Raw genomic sequence first — 18781 nt, forward strand, 5'->3', positions numbered from 1 at the left:
GATGGGTTTTGAAAAGATTACATTGGAACATAAACGCCAGGTCCTCGAAGAGCTGGCCGATATCAAAGCTCTATTTGCCAGCCGTAACTGGTTTCCTGGCACAAGTGGCAACCTGTCAATGCGTGTGGGCGACTACGATCCGGAGCAATTTTACTTTGCGGTCACAGCTTCAGGCAAAGACAAATCTCTCCGTACACCGGAAGATTTTCTGTTTGTGGACAAGCATGGTAAAGCCATTGAGACCACAACCCTGAAACCAAGCGCTGAAACGTTGATTCACTGCGAAATCTATCGTTTAACCGGGTGTGGTGCGGTGTTCCATGTTCATACCGTATTTAACAACCTGATCAGTGAGTTCTTTGGATCAGATGGCTATGTACCGATTCAAGGAATCGAGCTGATCAAGGCTTTCAACATCTGGGAAGAGAATGCGGAGATTCGTGTACCAGTTCTGCCTAACTTCGCGGATATTCCATCTATCGCTGAATTGGTGCCAGGTGTACTTGACGCCAAGGTGCCGGGTATTTTGCTGCGAAATCACGGCATCTATGCCTGGGGCAAGGATGCTTTTGAAGCGAAACGTCATCTCGAAGCGTTCGAATTCCTGTTCGAAGTGATGTACCGTCAACTTCTCCTGAATGGCGCTACGAAATAAGTAAGCATTGTAATCATTCATTCAAGAAACCAATGGAATAAAACAAAAACACACCAGAGGCTGTAGACATGGCCCTTGGTGTGTTTTTGTTTTGAAATACTCGTTTTCAGTGATCGCTTGTGTAGCGTCGCTAAGGAAGCTCTACAGTCGATCATCCCGATCCTTGAACAAAAAGAGACTGTCTGCTCCCTCATCATTCCGATGGATCGTATGGGTACCCGCTCCCCGGTGCTTGCCGAACAGCAGCTTGAGGCCGCCAAAAATGAGCAGCAAGGAAACAATGACGGTGTTCACATACGAACGAATCTCGTAGGTCATAAATATATTGGGGAACATCTCATTCAGCTGTGGAATAACCAACCGGATGACCAGATAATACAGACCCAACGCTGCAATACCGAATCCGATCAGTCGCTGGTGACGAGCCCAGTCCTTGAAAATGGGTTGATCAGTCAACGGTTCACGGCCGTAACGACTCGAACACTGGAGTCCGTCAAAGAAGCTGTAGAACCAGATCAACGGGATCATGAACAGGAATACCGACAATCGAAGCAGGTCTAGAATATAGATGCTGCCGAGAAACAGGAACATCAATTGCATGCCTCTTTTTTGCAGTCCCAGATACAGATGACCCGCACCCGGAAAAGCCGATAACAGTGTTGCTAGCACTTTACTGCGCCGTCCAGATGCTCTGCCCATCTCCAGTTCCTCGAACAATGTCCGATCCTGCAGTACCTCACCAGCCTGCTTGCGATGGACATGCTGGACCGCATCAAACATGCAGTACACCCAAATCACAGGCAGAATGAGCAGGAACATCAGAAATACCGATTCATTCGTAATGGAAGCCACAAAGACCATCATGGCAAATGAACCAAAGAACGCCATCAGAAACGATAGTCCGCGATGTAACAGTCCGAGGTGAAGATGACCCAGTCCAGGAACAAAGGAAAGTAAAATGGTGAAGAATCGTTCTCCCTCGCTACCTTTTCGATACATAGGTTGACCATACCCACCCTCAGGAACATCATACTCACCGCCCTGATGCTGTATTCCCTCGTGGTCCATCTCCATCTGTCCCAGATCTCCTTCATGACCAGCGTACGCTCCCTGATATGCGGCCCCCTGATGGGGACCACCGTAATGTGCGCCATATCCCCTGTAATGAGCTTCTCGGGCAGAAGGTGCACGGAGCAGAACGATAACGATGTCCAGCATGCTGATGCACCAGAAGAATATGGCCCCCAAGGCCCCAAGAATCATTAATTCTTTCTCACTCACCAGAATGGCCAGCATAAACGAACCAACAGCTGTCCCAAAAAAGAGTAAAGGATAGATTACAGCTCTGGCGGGCCGACCCCAATACAGAAAACCCAGACCCGGTATCAGGTTTAATAGAAATGCAAGTAATTTGTTACGATCTGATTGCACAGTCGTCATCCTTTCTTTTCAGGCAATGTGACTAAATTTATGGTTTAGGTTTAAAGTGATCCAGCCAGGAAGTGGCTGCCTCCGTCCATTTTTCCGTGAAAGATCCCCTGTGGTCACCATCCTGGAACTTATGATAAGGCGCGACTTTGTCAAACACCCCAGAGGAGAGAAAGATTAGCGTCAGACAAGCCGCTACTGCATAATGAAACACTTTATGATTCAACCAGAGTCGGCTTCGTCCGGAACGCGATTTGCCCTTTGGCTTGGAGAATTGCATATCCGTAATTCGGTTCATGACTGAATCTGCAAAGCCTGCCGGGTCGTTCAGTTGGGGCAACTCTCGATGAATCCCTAGTGCTTCGAGATAGTTGTCCATCGCATCCGGTACGTCCATTAATACCTGTTCCATACTATTTGCCTGGTTTGCAGTCATTCGGCCTTCGATATAATCAGTCCATTCCTGGACAGTGTACTTGTCTTTATTCCTCACGCCACTCATCCTCCTTCCAATGATTTCGAATCCATTGCCGTGCACGATACAGCCGGGACTCCACGGTTTTCACTGCCACTTGTGCATCACTGGCGATCTGTTCATAATTTTTTTCGCTTAAGTAATACGCAGTAATAATATCTCTGTGTTGGGCAGGCAGCTGATTAATGCGTTCACGAATCTTCTCCTGACGTTCTTCACGAACAAGACGGAGAAGTACATCTTCTTCATGTCCGGGCATGTTTATTATTTTCTCTTCTCCGCCCAGATCCTCAGCACTCCGTCTGCCCAACTTGCGTTTGGCATCGATTGCTTTGTGAAAGGCAATTCGGGTCAGCCATGTTTTGAAACCTTCAGATCGGTAATCGGGGAGAGATTTAACCATTTGAATGAACGCCTCCTGCGCAGCATCCTGTGCATCCTGATCGTTCCGCAATACGGAATAGGCCACGTGATATACATGTTGGCTGTATTTTTCGATCAACAAACGCAGTTTGGATGTATCGCCTTGACGGATTTGTTCAATTAAGCGCGCTTCATCAATGACTCTCCCCTCCTCTCCACTACAATAGACGACAACTTATTTGTTGACCCCTGCATATTCATTCAAATTTTTATAAAAAGATTGCTCATTGCCTGAAAAGATTAGCTTTCATGAACCTAAACGCCTCTATAATCTAACAAAAACAGGCGCAGAAATCTTCTGGCCTGTTCTTGGTTTATTCTGAATTCAATTCATTGAACTTGCTGGTTAACCTGACATTAATCCTACCGTCCCCCGTTACGGAAACGTTGCGTATATGCCTTCGCATCCTGCACATTCTTCACGCGATTGCGGCTCCATTCGAGCAGAATCCGATCGATATAGCGGAAATGTACTTTACCAGCAAACACTGCTTCCTTCAATGCCATAAGAATAAGTTCCTCTTGATAGCGATCCTGATCCAGCCAACTGGATATCGTCTCACATTCCATTGGTGAGAGTGGACGGCCAAATTCTTTTTCAAAAATAGAGAACATGTTTCGTTCTTCCTCTTCTTTTTGAACACTGTTCGAATCCGGTCGCGATGCATTACGGTCCAGCTGTTGCTGACGGGAAGCGTCCATATCTTCCGCTGTACAAACTGCCAGCTTGGCATACAATCCGTGCAGGTCGTAACGTTCATACTGAATATCACGCTCTTCATCCCGATGTTCGTCAATGTGAATGTACCCTTCTCTCATAAGACGTTGCAGCATTCTTGCAATGCCTTCAGGAGCAAGACCCATGCGGGTAGCAAGCTCTTCAAGTGTTGGGAACTCATTGAATTCGACTTGCCGAAATCCAAACAATTGAATCAGCAGAAGTACCTCAGCATCACTTAACCCCAGCTGATGGTAATAGCGCAGTAAAGCATATGGGAGCTGCGCTGTGCCTGCTGCCATACCGAAAGCTGCTCCATTCAACCAGGCTTTGGAGCCGGTCTCTTCCATAGACTCACGGTTCAGCATTAAGGATACAGACGGTAGAGCATACGTGGGAATGCAATGGTCTCACGTACGTGATCCAATCCACAGATCCAAGCTACCGTCCGCTCCAATCCCAGACCGAAGCCGGAGTGAGGAACCGATCCATATTTACGCAAGTCCAGATACCACTGATATGCCTCTTCTGACAATTGATGCTCATCAAAGCGCTGCTGCATCAGTTCCGGATCATCAATACGCTGGGAACCGCCAATGATCTCCCCGTATCCTTCTGGTGCGATCATGTCTGCACAAAGCACCACTTCAGGCCGATTAGGATCAGGTTTCATATAGAATGCCTTGATTCCAGCTGGATAATGTGTGATAAAGACCGGAGTTTCGTATTTCTCAGCAATCGCCGTTTCATGTGGGGCACCGAAGTCTTCTCCCCAAGGAATATCAAAACCTTGTCCATTCAGGAACTCAATCGCTTCATCATACGTAATACGCGGGAATGGAGCGACAATTTTCTCAAGCTTGGATACATCACGTCCGATGGACTCCAGTTCAGCACGGCAGTTGTTCAGAACCGTTTGAACCACGTGAGCAATAAACTTCTCTTGCACTCGCAAGCTTTCTTCGTGATCCACAAATGCCATCTCCGGCTCAATCATCCAGAACTCGATCAGGTGACGACGTGTTTTGGATTTCTCGGCACGGAACGTAGGACCGAAGGAGTACACTTTGCCCAGCGCCATTGCTGCAGCTTCCATATACAACTGTCCACTTTGTGTCAGATAGGCATCTTCATCAAAGTATTTGATGTGGAACAAGTTTGTTGTCCCTTCAGCAGATGAAGGTGTGAGGATTGGAGGATCAACCTGTGTAAATCCGTTACCATCAAAAAACTGCTGAACAGCACGGATAATTTCCGCACGAATGACCATAATGGCACGTTGTTTCGTCGAACGCAGCCATAAGTGGCGATGATCCATCAGGAAGTCTACCCCATGTTCTTTAGGAGTGATCGGGTAATTTTCAGTAAGATGAATAATCTCTACACCAGTAACTGTCATCTCATAACCAGACGCGCTACGTGGCTCTTCGCGGATGATGCCTGTAACGTACAATGAACTTTCTTGTGTCAAGCTTTTGGCAGCATTCCAGATATCTTCGCTGACTTCGCTCTTAACCACTACCCCTTGAATATATCCGGTTCCATCACGCAATTGCAAAAATTGAATTTTGCCGCTGGAACGTTTGTTGTTAATCCAGGCGCCGATCTTAACGGTTTCGCCCACATGCTCATTCACATTACGAATTACACAATCCGTACTCATGCCCATATCTCTCCTCGGTATCCTGAATTTGAAAATGCAGCGGGCAGGCCTATGCCTGTCCCCTGCACTTCCTTGTCACGCTATATTCACTTTACAATTAGATTACTGAGAATTCAATACGATTCGGTGTGTATCTCTTGCAATAACCAATTCCTCGTTCGTTGGTACAACGAGAACATCCACTTTTGAATTCGTAGTTGTAATACGACGTGGTTCACCCGAACGAATGGCATTCAGCGCTTCATCCAGTTCAACACCCAGATATGTGAGCTGCTCACATACTTTTTGACGAAGAACAACAGAGTTTTCACCTACACCAGCCGTAAATACGATCACGTCTACACCGTTCATTGCTGCTGCATAAGAACCGATGTATTTACGCAGACGGTATTCGTACATTTCGAATGCAAGCGTGGAGTTAGCATCGCCAGCCTCCATCCCTTCCGTGATTTCACGCATGTCGCTGCTGATGCCGGAGATTGCAAGAAGTCCACTATGTTTGTTCAACATGGAGTTTACTTCGCTCACGCTCAGTTCTTCTTTGTTCATCACATAAGGAACAATTGCCGGATCAAGGTCCCCACTACGTGTACCCATCATCAGTCCTTCGAGTGGAGTCATCCCCATGGAAGTATCTACGGAAACGCCGCCCTGCACAGCAGTTACGCTACCACCATTACCGACGTGGCATGTGATGATCTTCAGATCTTCCAATGGACGATCCAGATATTCTGCTGCAGCTTTGCTTACGTAATCATGGGAAGTACCATGTGCTCCATAACGACGCACTTTATACTTTTTGTAAAGCACACGTGGAATGGCATACAAATATGCTTTTTCCGGCATCGTTTGATGGAAAGCCGTGTCAAATACCATAACTTGAGGTACACCCGGCATATTGGATTCAGCCGCACGAATACCCATCATTGCTGCAGGATTATGAAGTGGAGCCAAATCGAACAGACGGCGGATTTCTGCTTTGGAAGCATCATCAACCAACGCAGATTCCTTAAATGCTTCACCACCATGAACCACACGATGCCCAACAGCCTGAATTTCATCAACGGAATCAAGCACACCGTTTTCTTTGTCTGTCAGGATATCAATAACTTTACGAATCGCTGTTGTATGTTCCAGAATCTCGCTAACTTCTGTAACATCCTCACGACCCGTTGGTTTGTGCGTCAGAATGGAAGAATCCATTCCGATCCGCTCTACCAGACCTTTGGCCAATACGGATTCATCCAACATGTTATACAATTGATATTTGAGCGAGGAACTTCCCGCATTAATTACGAGTACTTTCACAGCCGGTCACCATCCTTGTCGTACTTGAAGAATCCTTCGCCTGTTTTGACACCCAGGTGTCCTGCCCGTACCATTTTCTTCAGGACCGTGGAAGGACGATATTTCAATTCACCGAATTCACGGAACATTCTTTCGAGTGCTGCTTCTACAGAATCCAGCCCGAAGCGGTCTGCCATCTCAAGCGGGCCATGCTGGAAGTTGTATCCGATACGCATAGCGTCATCGATATCTTCAGCAGAAGCGACGCCTTCCTGCAAAACATGAAGAGCTTCATTAATCAAAAGACAGATCAGTCTGGACGTAACAAATCCAGGGGACTCATAGATCATGACACCTTTTTTGTCTGCTACTTCTTCCACAAAACGTCTGGTCTCTTCAAAAGTGGGATCTGACGTTTTCAGTCCACGGATAATTTCTACAAGATCAACCCGGGAAACCGGGTGAATAAAGTGCATACCAATAACACGCTCTGGGTATTTGGTTGAGCTTGCAAGCTCAGTCAAACTCAGCGTGGATGTATTACTTGCAAGAATTACGTTGCTTGGGCAAACCTGATCAAGCTGACTAAATACCGCTTTTTTCGCTTCCAGATCTTCAGAAATAGTCTCAATGACCATATCGCAAGTTCCGAGTTCAGCCAAATGAGCAACTTTGGTAATACGGGAGAGAATCAATTTCTTCTCAGCCTTCGTAATGGCCCATTTCTCCAGTTGTTTATCGAGGTTCGTCTCAATCATGTTATATGCATGATCCAGCTTCTCCGTTGTGTGTTCCACCAGAAGCACATCAAGTCCTTTGGCTGCAAGCATCTGGGAAATACCTTGCCCCATCGTGCCGCCGCCGACAACTCCTATCTTTTTGAAAAACATGGTTCTGCTCCATCCTTTCGGTTCTCTATTTCTCTATTGTACCCTGTTCGCCGAAAATTACAAATTTCGACCCAACATATAATAATATCTTAGCACGACTGAAATGTAAAAAAAAATAACCGACATAAATAAATTATGCCGGTAGAAGGGCGCTGTCACGAAATTGACAACGAAATTGATCGCCAGACAACACTTCTTCCCTGAGCAGCGTGTCGAGGGAATTGTCGAAAATTGTCCGCTGTTCTTCAAGCAATCGTTTGGTCTGTTCCATCAGGTCTTGCAGAATCAATTTGTTCTCACGCATCAATTCTTCCGTCGTTACCATGTCCATGTTAACAATACCCAACGTCGTGAGCCCGGAAGCCATCATCGTCTGTACCACATTCGTTGCTTGCTCAAAGTCATTACGTGAGCCTGTGCTGCGCCCACCATAATACATTTCTTCTGCTGCCGCCCCTCCGAGCGCAATCATGATCTGTTCTTCAAGAAAGCGCTTTGTATACAGAAATTGTTCTTGCTGCGGGTTATGACGTACATATCCCAATGCCTGTCCACGTGGACTAAGCGCAACTTGACTTACACTTCCAGGACGAACCAATTCTGCCATAATGGCATGTCCCAATTCGTGAATAGCGACCCTTTTTTTCTCTTCCACACTGGATTCACGATCTGTCTTCTCACCCATCATTACTTTATCAATCGCAAGCGACAGATGGCGCTGTTCTATGTTGAGCAGTCCGTCTCTCATCGCATAAATTGCAGCTTCATTCATTACACTTTCCAGCTGAGCCCCAGAGAAACCATAGGATTCTTCAGCTGTCTTATCGAGACTGACGCCTTCCAAAAGAGGTTTATTGACTGCATGAAGCTCCAGTATGTGTTTTCTTCCTTTTTTGTCTGGCAAGTCCACCTGAATATGACGGTCAAAACGTCCCGGACGAGTCAGGGCGGTATCCAACATTTCTTTTCGGTTTGTCGCTGCAATTACGAGTATGCGTGGTGTGTCGGAAGAGTATATCCCATCCATTTCAGTCAACAACTGATTCAACGTCTGATCGTACTCACGCTGCTGCCCACCTTCACGTTTACCCCCAATGACATCAATTTCATCGATAAATATGATGGCATTTTCTTTATTTTCTTTGGCAGCCCGAGTTCTCGCATCCCGGAACAAATCCCGGATTCTGCCGGCACCCACACCGACGTACATTTCAACAAACTCACTGCCTGAGGCTGCTACAAAAACAGAGTCCGTATAATGAGCAGCTGCCTTGGCCATTAATGTTTTCCCTGTTCCGGGAGGGCCAGTGAGCAAAATGCCCTTCAAAGGACGAATCCCGTACTTCTGGATTTCTTCGTGCCGGATCAGAAAATCAAGCGCTTCCCTCAGTTCCTGTTTGGCACTTTCCTGACCCCCAATTTCTTCAAAGGTCAGCTTCGTAGGTCCTTTTTTCTTGCGTTTACGTTCCTGACCAGCTCCTACCGTAATTCCTCCGCGCATTTGCATCATGAACAACAGCCCCCCCACAAGCAATGCCGCGATTAAGATGGGAACCATGTTTACACCAACAAAAGCAAGAAAGATAATCAATACGGGTACAAATCCAATGGCAATTTCTTTCGTCCATTTAGGCATTGGGCCACACTCCTATCTGACCGGGCACACGCGGCAGAATAATAAACTTGCTGGCATCTCCATCTCTGAGACTAACATATACATTGTTATCGTCCATAGCCGTGTTTACCTTGATTCCATTCGTTGCCATCTTGGACAACGTCGGGGTAATCTCGGTGTATTGCTTGTTTTCCATCGCCTGAGCCACGGTAAACATGGCGCTACCCCACCAGCTCTCTAGCGCTTCGTTGGAATGATCCACGACATCCAGTTTCAACGATCGGGTGCCAATCAAGGTCTGTCCTTCTTTATGAATATATTGTACCAATCTGCCCAAATCAACATCTGGCTGCAGATCGAGTTTCAACTGTACATCATTGCGGTTAATAGATAATTGAACGTCATTGACTCCGTCGTATTGGGTAACCATCTTTTCAATAGGGCTCTGCAAAGCCACATGACGATACACAAACCAACCTCCAAACAACAAGACGGCTGAAATGACGGCAGTTAAAGCAATAGGCAATACTTTTATCTTCAAGTGAGTTACCCTCCTATATGTTGGCTCATCCTATAGCTTGTAGCCAAGAATATGAATATGTGTACGTAATATCCTGTGATGTGCCTAACAGGATTTATTTGTGTATGATGTATCCTTGAGTACATATTCGAGTATATCACATCGTATATACAATATCTAAGGCGAAAATATGAATAAATTAATAATTTTAACTATTCAAATCCAAAATGATCAAGAAGGTAAGCCAAAGAACCGGTTCAGTCGGGTTTCCGTCTGCCGGCTCTTTGCATGTGCTTTTTTTAGACAATAGTAAACCTGCTGCCTATTCTAGCTATTCGGGATGGTATAGACCAGATCAACCTGTTCACCGTTACTAAAACGATAAAAACGGTAGTAATTGTGAGTGCCATCCTTATAGTACACTTGCCATACATAGATTCCATTCACAACGCCTGGCATGATTCGCTTGATCTCCCCACCTGGGACTTCAGAGCTGAACCGATTTCGAATCTGAGCTTCAGACATGCCGTTTTGCAAGAGTTCACTGTGTACTGCATTGGCCCCCGTCACAGGCTTGTTATTTCCATCAAACTTGATCCATACCACGACACTCTGGTTATCCTTATTTTTGCCGATCAGGGTCCAGTATATGTTGTCTCCGCCGTCTTTCTGACCCCATACATACTTCCGCAGGTCTTCATATGACGTTATCCCAAGCTGGTCTTGTGCCGCCTGTATGGCCAACGCCTCTTCCTTGCGCTGATCCTGGGTAACATAGACATAATAACGCTGAAGACCAAACAGAATCAGAACCAGGAGCAGCAGCGAAATCCATATCCACTTCTTTTTTTTCTTCAAAAGCCGAACTTCCTTTCCCCTATGACGCTGCAATCCTGAAATTAACGAGCGAGCAGACCGTCAAATGCAAGCTGAGACTCATGCAAAATGCGCTCTTCGTCCATGGTAAGACATTCGCCATGTTTGACCACTTGTTTGCCATCCACCCATACATGCTCCACATCTTTGGCTGATGCCGAGTAGACCGTGTGGGAAATCAGATCGGTATGTGGATAGAAATGGGCCTGTTCGATGTTAAGTGCGATGAAGTCAGCCTTCATGCCTGCTTGCAGAGCGCCTGTATTGTTCAGGAAAATGGATTTGGCACCATATGAAGTTCCGAGCTGCAGCGCTTCCCCGGCTGGAACGGCCGTTGGGTCACCGGACACACCTTTGTGAATCAATGCAGCCAGTCTCATCTCTTCAAACATATCCAGGTTATTGTTACTTGCAGGTCCGTCTGTTCCCAGGGACACGGTCACACCTGCTTTCAGCAAGTCAGGTACACGTGCAACACCCGAAGCCAGCTTCAGGTTACTGCCTGGATTGTGGGAAACGGCTACATCATGCCGTGCGAGAATCTCGATCTCCTCATCATTCAGATGCACGGCATGGGCGACCAGGGATGGACGTGAGAAGAAACCCAATTTCTCCAGATGTGCGACAGGACGAAGACCATAGTCGGTTACATTCTGCTCCACTTCACGAAGTGTTTCAGACATATGGGTATGCAAAGGCAGATTCAGGTCATGTGCAACCTGTACCAGCTTCTCTATGTAGTCTGGAGGACAAGTATAAGGGGCGTGTGGAGAGATTACGGTGGTAATTCTTCCGTTTGCTTGTCCATTCCATTGACGTGCAAATGCTGCGGACTCTTCCAGTTTACGCCGTTGTTCTTCTTCTGAGCAAAGTCCGATTACGCCACGTGCCAGAGCAGCCCGAACGCCGGATTGTTCCACTACTTTCGCAACCTGATCCATATGATCATACATATCGAGGAACGCCGTTGTTCCGCCTTTCAACATTTCAAGCACGGAAAGTGATGTGCCCCAATATACGTCTTCAGACGTCATTTTGGCTTCCATTGGCCACATTTTCTCCTGCAGCCAAACTTGTAGCGCCAGATCGTCCCCGTGACCTCTCAGAAGCGACATCGCTGCATGACCATGCGTATTGATCAGACCCGGCAGGAAGAGCAGTCCTTTTCCATCCACCTTTGTCAGACTTTCGTCTCCTTCCGGCAACGTCTCACCAATATGCACAATCTGGTCATTCTCTACGACCATATAACCGTGAACCACTTTCCAATTCGCACCCTCGCTAACAGCAAATTTGCCGTTATGAATAACCCATCTATTTCTCGTCATCTTCCTCGTCGTCCTTTCCATTCTCCAAGTAATAAGCCAAACTAAGCAGATCCGTCGTAAAATCGGCATGATGAATGCGAATATGCGGCGGGGTTTTGAGGATGGTTGGTGCAAAGTTCAGAATCGCTTCAATTCCAGACTCAATCAGCTGATCCGCAACATTTTGGGCTTCCGTGTCGGGAACAGTGATAATTCCGATGCGAATGTTATCCTTTTTGATCGAATCTGTTAATTCATTCATCGGCTGTACCGTCAGGCTGTTGATTTGACTTCCAATCTTCGGACCATAGGCATCAAATACAGCAACAATCTTCATGTTGTCTTTCAGATATGCGTTGTAATTGGACAATGCATGTCCCAGATTACCGGCTCCAACAAGAGCCACATTAATCTGCTGGTCTATCTTTAAAATATGACGAATTTTTTCGATGAGATATGAAACGTCATAACCGATGCCTTTACGGCCAAAATCACCGAAATAAGCCAGATCCTTACGAATCTGAGCTGGATTCAGATCCAGCCTTAGTCCAAGCTCTTGAGAAGAAACCGTAGTGACTTCGCGCTGATGCAATTCATTTAAGTAGCGCAAATAAACGGGCAAACGTCGCACCACGGCTTCCGAGATTTTATCTGATTTCATTCATTGCTCCCCCTTACCAAGGCCACGATAGATAGATGAAAAGATGAGCATCCTGCATAAATCAGTTCATACGAAAAGAAAAGTAAATATACAGAATGCTCTAGTTATATAAATGATAATTGCATTACTTCAAATTCATGAAACAAATGAATGATCTAATCAATTTTACCGCTGATCACTGGCTTCATGCAATGATGTAGTGAGCACGAGGTATCTCTAGTCTGTTATTGTTGTTCCCCGGCTGGCTTATCGAGCCATTCCGTAATTCGCGGAACCATCTGTTCCGCAAGCATATGCTCCATTTTGGGTCCTGGTAATGAATATAAAAAGTACTTGCCATAATAGGCTTCAATGACGCGTGTATCGTATACGATCACGATGCCTCTGTCTTGACCTGTGCGAACCAGCCTACCGAAACCCTGTTTGAAACGAATGACCGCTTGCGGCACAGACAGCTTCATAAACGGATTTTTCTTCTGTTCTTGCAAAAGCTCACTCTTCGCTTCCACCAATGGATGATTCGGCGGTTGAAAAGGAAGTCTGACAATGGCTAGACAAGTCAATGCCTCTCCCGGAATGTCCACCCCTTCCCAGAAGCTGCTTGTGCCAAGAAGCACCGTAGCTTTTGCGTCCTGGAACCGGCGTGTCAATTTGGATCGGCTGCCGCTGTCCACCCCTTGGCCCAATAATGATATATCGTTGCCGGACAACGCCTCTTTGAGTGGATCATAGACCTGTCGCAGCATGCGGTAGGATGTAAACAGCACCATCATGCGGCCACGAGTGGCAATGGCCGTTTCCGCGAGTGAGTGTACAAGCATATCCACAAAGTGGGCATCACCAACACTGCCCTTCACGCTCGGGAAATCACGTGGAATAACGAGCAGGGCCTGTTCACGATAGTTGAAGGGTGACGGCAGCATGGACGTCAACAGACGGTTATTCTCGGAAGCTTCCTGCAAGCCAAGCTGCTCAATCATGAATTGAAATGATTTGTCAACCGAAAGCGTAGCCGATGTAAGCACAACGCTTTTCTTTTTATCAAAGAACATTTCTTTTAATTGTGCACTGACATCTACAGGAACAGCATACAATTGCAGCGATTTACTGCGGAATTGGCCGCTGGCTTCCATCCAATAAACGGTTTTGGTATCATCCATCCGCATGAAGAAACGCAGATTATCCTTGATCGTTGCCAAGTCCTTTAGCAGACCAGAGATATCCGTAATCAAACTATCGGACTGATAATCATCCTGATCTTCTTTCACTTCAAGCAGCAACTTGTCACCCTTACGGATTAAGTCACCCAGGGTTACATAAATCTGGTTTTCAGCCTCCTGCAGTTCCTGCCATTTGGCTGGTTTTTGCGAAGGCTTCAGTCGAAGAGAAAACTGTCCTGTCTCGCCTGGAGAAGCATCAGATCGTTCAGGCAACAAGCCGAATAAAGTATCGCTCAATCGATCCCACATCTCTTTGACTTCAACCGCAAGCGGGAACATCTGATCAATCATGGAACCCCATTGTACCGAGTTTTCATGACCCGACAATTGGGAACGAAGCATGGGAAGTTGGCCGTTGCGGCTATCTTTAAACAGCCGGGTCAGTGTATGAACCAACGTGAAATATTTCATATGCAAACCAAGATGCTTACCCGCCACGTCCTCCAAATGATGTGCTTCATCAATCACCAGACTTTCGTAGGCTGGCAGCAGTTGATGCGCTGCTTTGACATCGGTAAACAATTTAGAGTGATTCGTAATGACGATATCGGATAACCCTGCTTCATGTTTGGCCCGATGATAGAAACATTTGCGGAACCAAGGACAAGAACGTCCAAGACAAGACTCGGACTCACTCTGTACTGTCTCCCAGAAGTCACCTCCGCGTCCGCTGAGATTGAGTTCCTCATCATCACCTGTCTCCGTCTGAGTAAGCCAAACGATCATCTGAGCCGCTGTGAAGTAGTCCTCTTTGGGTGTAGCAAATTCGCGCTTATTGATTTTGTGCTCAAATTTGCGCAGACACAGATAATGCCCACGTCCCTTGAATACAGCTGCCTTAAAAGGGAAGGGAACCACTTGGGTGAGCATGGGAATATCCCGCTCTCTCAATTGCTCCTGCAGATTGATGGTATGCGTGCTGACCATGACTTTCTGTTCTTGCTTCACACTTTCATAGATGGCAGGCAGCAAATAACCGAGTGATTTACCTGTGCCTGTTCCAGCCTCAATCAACAGGTGTTTCTCTTCGTCCAAGGCTTGTCGCACACTACTGAACATTTGAGTTTGCGCCTCGCGCTCCTCATAATGATCCAGCGTTTCCTTCAAGTTATCTCGGACCTGATCCATGTACTGTTCAAAACTGATGCCTTCCAGGGGATTCCCTTCCCGCTCGTCCCGTGGTGCACCAATCTCTGTCCAGTCACTCACGTTTAGGGCAAGCTGTCGGTAATACGTATGACCATCCAGATCCTGAATGGGCTCAGCTTCCTTCTCTGTGCGCATCCCGTCGAAGAACCAACCCAAGTCACTATCCTCCGGTGCAAACAGGTCACTGAGGCGCTGAATCGTTATAAGCGGTAATGCACGTAACTCATCGAAGCATTTCAGAAGCACATAAGCTGTCGCAAGTGCGTCACTATCTGCCTGATGAGGGCGGTCATGCTGAAATCCAAATTCGGAAGATACATAACCGAGTTGATAAGAACCCAGTGATGGGAACGTGATCTTCAGAAAATCAATCGTATCCAGAATACGGCCGGTGAACGGCAGATAGCCGCATCGATCCAGTGCATTTTGAAGAAAGTGAAAATCAAACGCCACGTTGTGTCCAACAAGAACGACATCGTCCAGTAACGGAACCATCTCCATCATCATCTCTTCCAATGAGGGAGCTTCCTCCACATCTTCGTTAGTAATACCGGTTAACCCCGTTATAAACGGAGGAATCGGCACACCCGGATTCACATAAGAACTATATATTTGAGTTATGCTGTAGTCATGATCTATGATGGCAAGCCCGGCTTGTATAATCTCACCGTCGGACTGCGTGCCGGTTGTTTCGAAATCCAATACGGCAAATTTCATTGCAATGTACGGTCCCTTCCATTCCAGTCTATGTTACAGCATAGCAAAAAAAAGGGCATTTGAAAATTAACTGACAAAAAAAGGCGGTGTCCCCGCCGCTATGCCAGAGGAGAGAACACCGTCTTCTTGCCGCCAAACGGCTCCTAGTTCAGGGCCGTCAGCTGATTTGCATATTGCAATTGTCCGTTGTTCAATCGACATGCTTCCATGTTATACAACGGTTCGGTCAACGTCGGGTCATACTGAAGCGCCTGTGCAAACAGGGAACATGCACCATCAAGGTTCGCGAGCTTGGCCTCAATACAGCCCAGAACGTTACATACCAGCCCTTTTAATCTCGGCGATCCATTTAAATGCATAATACGCTGCAAGTGTATTCCAGCTTCTGAAGTTTGCTCCAAATGAAGATGAGCCAAAGCCAGGTAAAAACGAGTCAGTGCGCTTTCCGGATGGTCGGTCACAACCCTCGAAAATTGCATAATCGCCTGTGGATACATCTGCAATTTGAAATATCCCTGACCGCGACTGAAACATTCCAGATGGAGTTCTGGCAAAGCGGTCACAGCTTCCTGTTCAGGTTCAAGAGAAGCAGGCTTAACCATTTCCTGCTCCCTTACCTGACTCATTTTTTCTTCAAACATCAGCCACTCATCAATCATCCCGTCACTCATCCGCTTCAGTAAATTCCACTTTTGAAGCAGCTCCTGTTTGTTTAGGCCTTCAGCAGAAGGGTAGCGCTTGATAATTTCATCTAACATGTCGTTCATTTCTGCGAAAACATGCTGGAACATCGATGCATCCCCACCCTTGAAAAAATGGATTAGTGCAGTGACCTGTACTCATTTTTTGTAGAATGGACCGATTTCATTCCCCTTACCAGTCGATTACATAATCGTCGCGTGAACTTCCTGCTTCATCGTTTGTACAGGTTTATTCTGTCCATCCACGAAGACCACAGTAGGCTTGTGATTATTTACCTCTTCTTGAGACATCATTGCATATGAAATGATAATGACGGTATCGCCAGGCTGTACCAGGCGGGCAGCAGCTCCATTAAGACAGATAACACCACTTCCTCGCGGTCCTGGGATGACATATGTTTCCAGACGAGCACCATTATTGTTGTTCACAATCTGAACTTTCTCATTCTCCATCAGATCGGATGTTTCCATCAGGTCTTCATCGATGGTAATGCTACCCACATAATTCAGGTTTGCTTCCGTAACGGTTGCCCGGTGGATTTTGGATTTCATTAATGTTCTAAACATGGGACAGTACCTCCGATGGTTGCAGCCTTATATTGTCAATTAATCTTGTTTTGCCGAATTTTACTGCAAGTGCGATCAACAGATCGTCACGACCATGAACTTTTTCCTGATCTGCAAGTGGCTCCAGGCTTGGAAAAGACTGAATTTCAGCGTAATCAATGACAGCCAGCCGTGAACGTTCAATATTCTGACGCAATATACTGCGGATTTCTGCTGCTGTTGTCGCGCTGCCTGCATCTACAGCTTCTTGAGCCTTACGCAGTGCTTTGGACAGTACCAGCGCTTCCTGACGTTGTTCAGCGGTCAAATATACGTTACGCGAGCTAAGCGCCAAGCCATCATTCTCACGAATGATAGGACAAGGGACAATCTCTACTGCCATATTTAAATCGTTAACCATTTGCTGGATAACAGCAACTTGTTGAGCATCTTTCATGCCAAAAAAGGCACGCTGTGGCTGCACAATATTAAACAATTTCGAAACGACCGTAGTCACTCCATCAAAATGTCCGGGGCGGGAAGCACCACACAAGCGATCTGTTAGACGGGAAACGGATATAGTCGTTTGTGTTGGCTGTGGATACATCTCTTCAACAGAGGGAATAAATACGATATCCACCCCTTGTGCACGAGCTGTTTCTACATCCCTCGCCTCATCTCGGGGATAGCTCTCAAAGTCTTCATTCGGACCAAATTGAATCGGATTAACAAAGATGCTCAATACCACAATATCGCTTTGTTGTTTGGCAGCAAGCATCAAGCTGGCATGGCCTTCATGAAGAAATCCCATCGTAGGCACCAGTCCAACAACAGGCTCTCTGGACCGAATCGACTGACGTTGCAAGCTGATTTCTTGTCTTAATTCTGCGATTGTCCGTATCACTTTCATACGCTCGTCTCCACCTTTTCTTTACCATGTCCGTACAATTGATCCAGAACGCCGTCAGCGGCGGTAAATACGTGCTCTTCAGCTGGGAAGGAGCGGTCCTTGACTTCTTTCACATAGGACTCAATGCTATTGCGAATCAGTGTTCCTACATCTCCATATGTTTTTACAAAGCGTTTTGGCGTATAAGGGGAAGCGTACTGAACCACATCATGGAATACGAGTACCTGACCATCACATCCTCTACCTGCTCCAATGCCAATTGTAGGGATAGAAAGTTCTTCTGAGATGGCTCTTGCCACTTCTTCGGTAACCAGTTCAAGTACTATGCCGAAAGCTCCAGCCGCTTCAAGTGCCTTGGCTTCGTCCATGAGACGTCTGGCATCCGCAGCATCCTTACCCTGAATGCGATAACCGCCAATTTGATTCACGGATTGCGGAGTCAGTCCAATATGTCCAAGAACGGGTACACCGGCTTGCACAACTGCCTTTACCGTATCCGCTATTTCGACACCGCCTTCCATCTTGACCGCATGTGCATGACCTTCCTGCATTAAACGACGCACACCTTTAAGTGTCTCATCTACACTGCCATGGTACGTCATGAAGGGCATGTCAGCCACGATAAACGTATTTCCTGCACCACGCACGACAGAGCGTGTATGGTACACCATATCGTCGATCGTAACAGGCAAGGTGGAGTTGTACCCCAGCACCACATTTCCCAGTGAATCACCGACCAGAATCAGATCAATACCTGCTTCCTCTGCCAATTGGGCTGTCGGGTAATCGTAAGCCGTGATCATACTGAGCGGCACGCCGTCCTGCTTATATTTTTTCATTTTCACAATATTCAATGCTTGTTTATTTCCCATCTTTTTCATGGCTCCTCTCACCTTTTCAATTTAAACGCAACAAAAAAAACCTTTTAGTTTTCCACTAAAAAGTCCCGAAAAGTCAAAAAAGAGTCACTTGCGATCGTCCCTTCTGTCTCGGTCCTCTTCGGCTCAGAGCAGAATCCAA

General features: G+C 46.6%; 18 protein-coding genes. 1 reads left to right on the forward strand and 17 read right to left on the reverse strand.

The genetic code is table 11. The features are described 5' to 3' along the window. Window position 1: 1 nt before the first annotated feature. Window positions 2–655: a methylthioribulose 1-phosphate dehydratase gene (locus JNUCC31_RS02545; protein WP_192268283.1), complete on the forward strand. Its 654-nt coding sequence runs from the start codon at window positions 2–4 to the stop codon at window positions 653–655. Between the two features lie 141 nt (window positions 656–796). Here the strand turns inward: JNUCC31_RS02545 and JNUCC31_RS02550 are convergent, their stop codons facing one another. The 17 genes from JNUCC31_RS02550 to panB form a co-directional block, all read right to left on the reverse strand. Beyond that, complete coding sequence (locus JNUCC31_RS02550; RefSeq protein WP_228469460.1) at window positions 797–2086, reverse strand: multi-tm2 domain protein; 1290 nt, start codon at window positions 2084–2086, stop codon at window positions 797–799. Window positions 2087–2123: 37 nt separating this feature from the next. After that, a complete protein-coding gene (locus JNUCC31_RS02555) occupies window positions 2124–2576 on the reverse strand; it encodes a hypothetical protein (RefSeq protein WP_192268287.1) in 453 nt (150 codons plus the stop codon). Then, window positions 2566–3063, reverse strand: coding sequence for an RNA polymerase sigma factor (locus JNUCC31_RS02560; protein ID WP_323374358.1), 498 nt, complete (start codon window positions 3061–3063; stop codon window positions 2566–2568). Before JNUCC31_RS02560 ends, JNUCC31_RS02555 begins: the two co-directional genes overlap by 11 nt. A gap of 281 nt (window positions 3064–3344) precedes the next feature. Continuing rightward, window positions 3345–4067, reverse strand: a complete 723-nt coding sequence (locus JNUCC31_RS02565) for a DnaD domain-containing protein (RefSeq protein ID WP_228469461.1) — start codon at window positions 4065–4067, stop codon at window positions 3345–3347. Further along, complete coding sequence (gene asnS, locus JNUCC31_RS02570; protein WP_192268289.1) at window positions 4067–5362, reverse strand: asparagine--tRNA ligase; 1296 nt, start codon at window positions 5360–5362, stop codon at window positions 4067–4069. Before asnS ends, JNUCC31_RS02565 begins: the two co-directional genes overlap by 1 nt. A gap of 102 nt (window positions 5363–5464) precedes the next feature. After that, entirely contained in the window at window positions 5465–6670 is a 1206-nt protein-coding gene (locus JNUCC31_RS02575; RefSeq protein WP_192268291.1) for an acetate/propionate family kinase, read from the reverse strand. Further along, window positions 6667–7539, reverse strand: a complete 873-nt coding sequence (locus JNUCC31_RS02580; protein WP_192268293.1) for a 3-hydroxyacyl-CoA dehydrogenase family protein — start codon at window positions 7537–7539, stop codon at window positions 6667–6669. The genes JNUCC31_RS02575 and JNUCC31_RS02580 overlap by 4 nt, the downstream gene beginning before the upstream one ends. 133 nt (window positions 7540–7672) lie before the next feature. Then, window positions 7673–9175, reverse strand: coding sequence for an AAA family ATPase (locus JNUCC31_RS02585; RefSeq protein ID WP_192268295.1), 1503 nt, complete (start codon window positions 9173–9175; stop codon window positions 7673–7675). Further along, window positions 9168–9695, reverse strand: a complete 528-nt coding sequence (locus JNUCC31_RS02590) for a hypothetical protein (RefSeq protein ID WP_192268297.1) — start codon at window positions 9693–9695, stop codon at window positions 9168–9170. The genes JNUCC31_RS02585 and JNUCC31_RS02590 overlap by 8 nt, the downstream gene beginning before the upstream one ends. 306 nt (window positions 9696–10001) lie before the next feature. Then, on the reverse strand, window positions 10002–10532 hold the full coding sequence (locus tag JNUCC31_RS02595; RefSeq protein ID WP_192268299.1) for a cell wall elongation regulator TseB-like domain-containing protein: 531 nt from the start codon (window positions 10530–10532) through the stop codon (window positions 10002–10004). A gap of 41 nt (window positions 10533–10573) precedes the next feature. Then, window positions 10574–11878: an amidohydrolase gene (locus JNUCC31_RS02600; RefSeq protein ID WP_192268301.1), complete on the reverse strand. Its 1305-nt coding sequence runs from the start codon at window positions 11876–11878 to the stop codon at window positions 10574–10576. Continuing rightward, window positions 11865–12518 (reverse strand): redox-sensing transcriptional repressor Rex, encoded by a 654-nt coding sequence (locus JNUCC31_RS02605; protein ID WP_192268303.1) that lies wholly within the window; start codon window positions 12516–12518, stop codon window positions 11865–11867. The genes JNUCC31_RS02600 and JNUCC31_RS02605 overlap by 14 nt, the downstream gene beginning before the upstream one ends. Window positions 12519–12742: 224 nt before the next feature. Further along, window positions 12743–15604 carry an ATP-dependent DNA helicase DinG gene (dinG, locus tag JNUCC31_RS02610; RefSeq protein ID WP_192268304.1) on the reverse strand — a complete coding sequence of 954 codons (2862 nt, stop codon included), beginning with the start codon at window positions 15602–15604 and terminating at the stop codon, window positions 12743–12745. A 143-nt stretch (window positions 15605–15747) separates the two neighbouring features. Further along, window positions 15748–16371 (reverse strand): tetratricopeptide repeat protein, encoded by a 624-nt coding sequence (locus JNUCC31_RS02615; RefSeq protein ID WP_228469462.1) that lies wholly within the window; start codon window positions 16369–16371, stop codon window positions 15748–15750. 117 nt (window positions 16372–16488) lie between these two features. Continuing rightward, entirely contained in the window at window positions 16489–16872 is a 384-nt protein-coding gene (gene panD / locus JNUCC31_RS02620) for an aspartate 1-decarboxylase (protein WP_192268308.1), read from the reverse strand. Beyond that, a complete protein-coding gene (panC, locus tag JNUCC31_RS02625) occupies window positions 16865–17761 on the reverse strand; it encodes a pantoate--beta-alanine ligase (protein ID WP_192268310.1) in 897 nt (298 codons plus the stop codon). The genes panD and panC overlap by 8 nt, the downstream gene beginning before the upstream one ends. Beyond that, window positions 17758–18633 carry a 3-methyl-2-oxobutanoate hydroxymethyltransferase gene (gene panB, locus JNUCC31_RS02630; RefSeq protein WP_192268312.1) on the reverse strand — a complete coding sequence of 292 codons (876 nt, stop codon included), beginning with the start codon at window positions 18631–18633 and terminating at the stop codon, window positions 17758–17760. Before panB ends, panC begins: the two co-directional genes overlap by 4 nt. Window positions 18634–18781: the final 148 nt, after the last annotated feature.

The organism is Paenibacillus sp. JNUCC-31, from assembly GCF_014844075.1.
Lineage (GTDB): Bacteria > Bacillota > Bacilli > Paenibacillales > Paenibacillaceae > Paenibacillus.

Coding starts and splice junctions, on each gene's coding strand:
- dinG (WP_192268304.1), bottom strand. CDS start 15,604: ATGAAATTTGCCGTATTGGATTTCGAAACAACCGGCACGCAGTCCGAC.
- JNUCC31_RS02615 (WP_228469462.1), bottom strand. CDS start 16,371: ATGAACGACATGTTAGATGAAATTATCAAGCGCTACCCTTCTGCTGAA.
- panB (WP_192268312.1), bottom strand. CDS start 18,633: ATGGGAAATAAACAAGCATTGAATATTGTGAAAATGAAAAAATATAAG.
- panD (WP_192268308.1), bottom strand. CDS start 16,872: ATGTTTAGAACATTAATGAAATCCAAAATCCACCGGGCAACCGTTACG.
- asnS (WP_192268289.1), bottom strand. CDS start 5,362: ATGAGTACGGATTGTGTAATTCGTAATGTGAATGAGCATGTGGGCGAA.
- JNUCC31_RS02580 (WP_192268293.1), bottom strand. CDS start 7,539: ATGTTTTTCAAAAAGATAGGAGTTGTCGGCGGCGGCACGATGGGGCAA.
- panC (WP_192268310.1), bottom strand. CDS start 17,761: ATGAAAGTGATACGGACAATCGCAGAATTAAGACAAGAAATCAGCTTG.
- JNUCC31_RS02545 (WP_192268283.1), top strand. CDS start 2: ATGGGTTTTGAAAAGATTACATTGGAACATAAACGCCAGGTCCTCGAA.
- JNUCC31_RS02600 (WP_192268301.1), bottom strand. CDS start 11,878: ATGACGAGAAATAGATGGGTTATTCATAACGGCAAATTTGCTGTTAGC.
- JNUCC31_RS02605 (WP_192268303.1), bottom strand. CDS start 12,518: ATGAAATCAGATAAAATCTCGGAAGCCGTGGTGCGACGTTTGCCCGTT.
- JNUCC31_RS02585 (WP_192268295.1), bottom strand. CDS start 9,175: ATGCCTAAATGGACGAAAGAAATTGCCATTGGATTTGTACCCGTATTG.
- JNUCC31_RS02565 (WP_228469461.1), bottom strand. CDS start 4,067: ATGCTGAACCGTGAGTCTATGGAAGAGACCGGCTCCAAAGCCTGGTTG.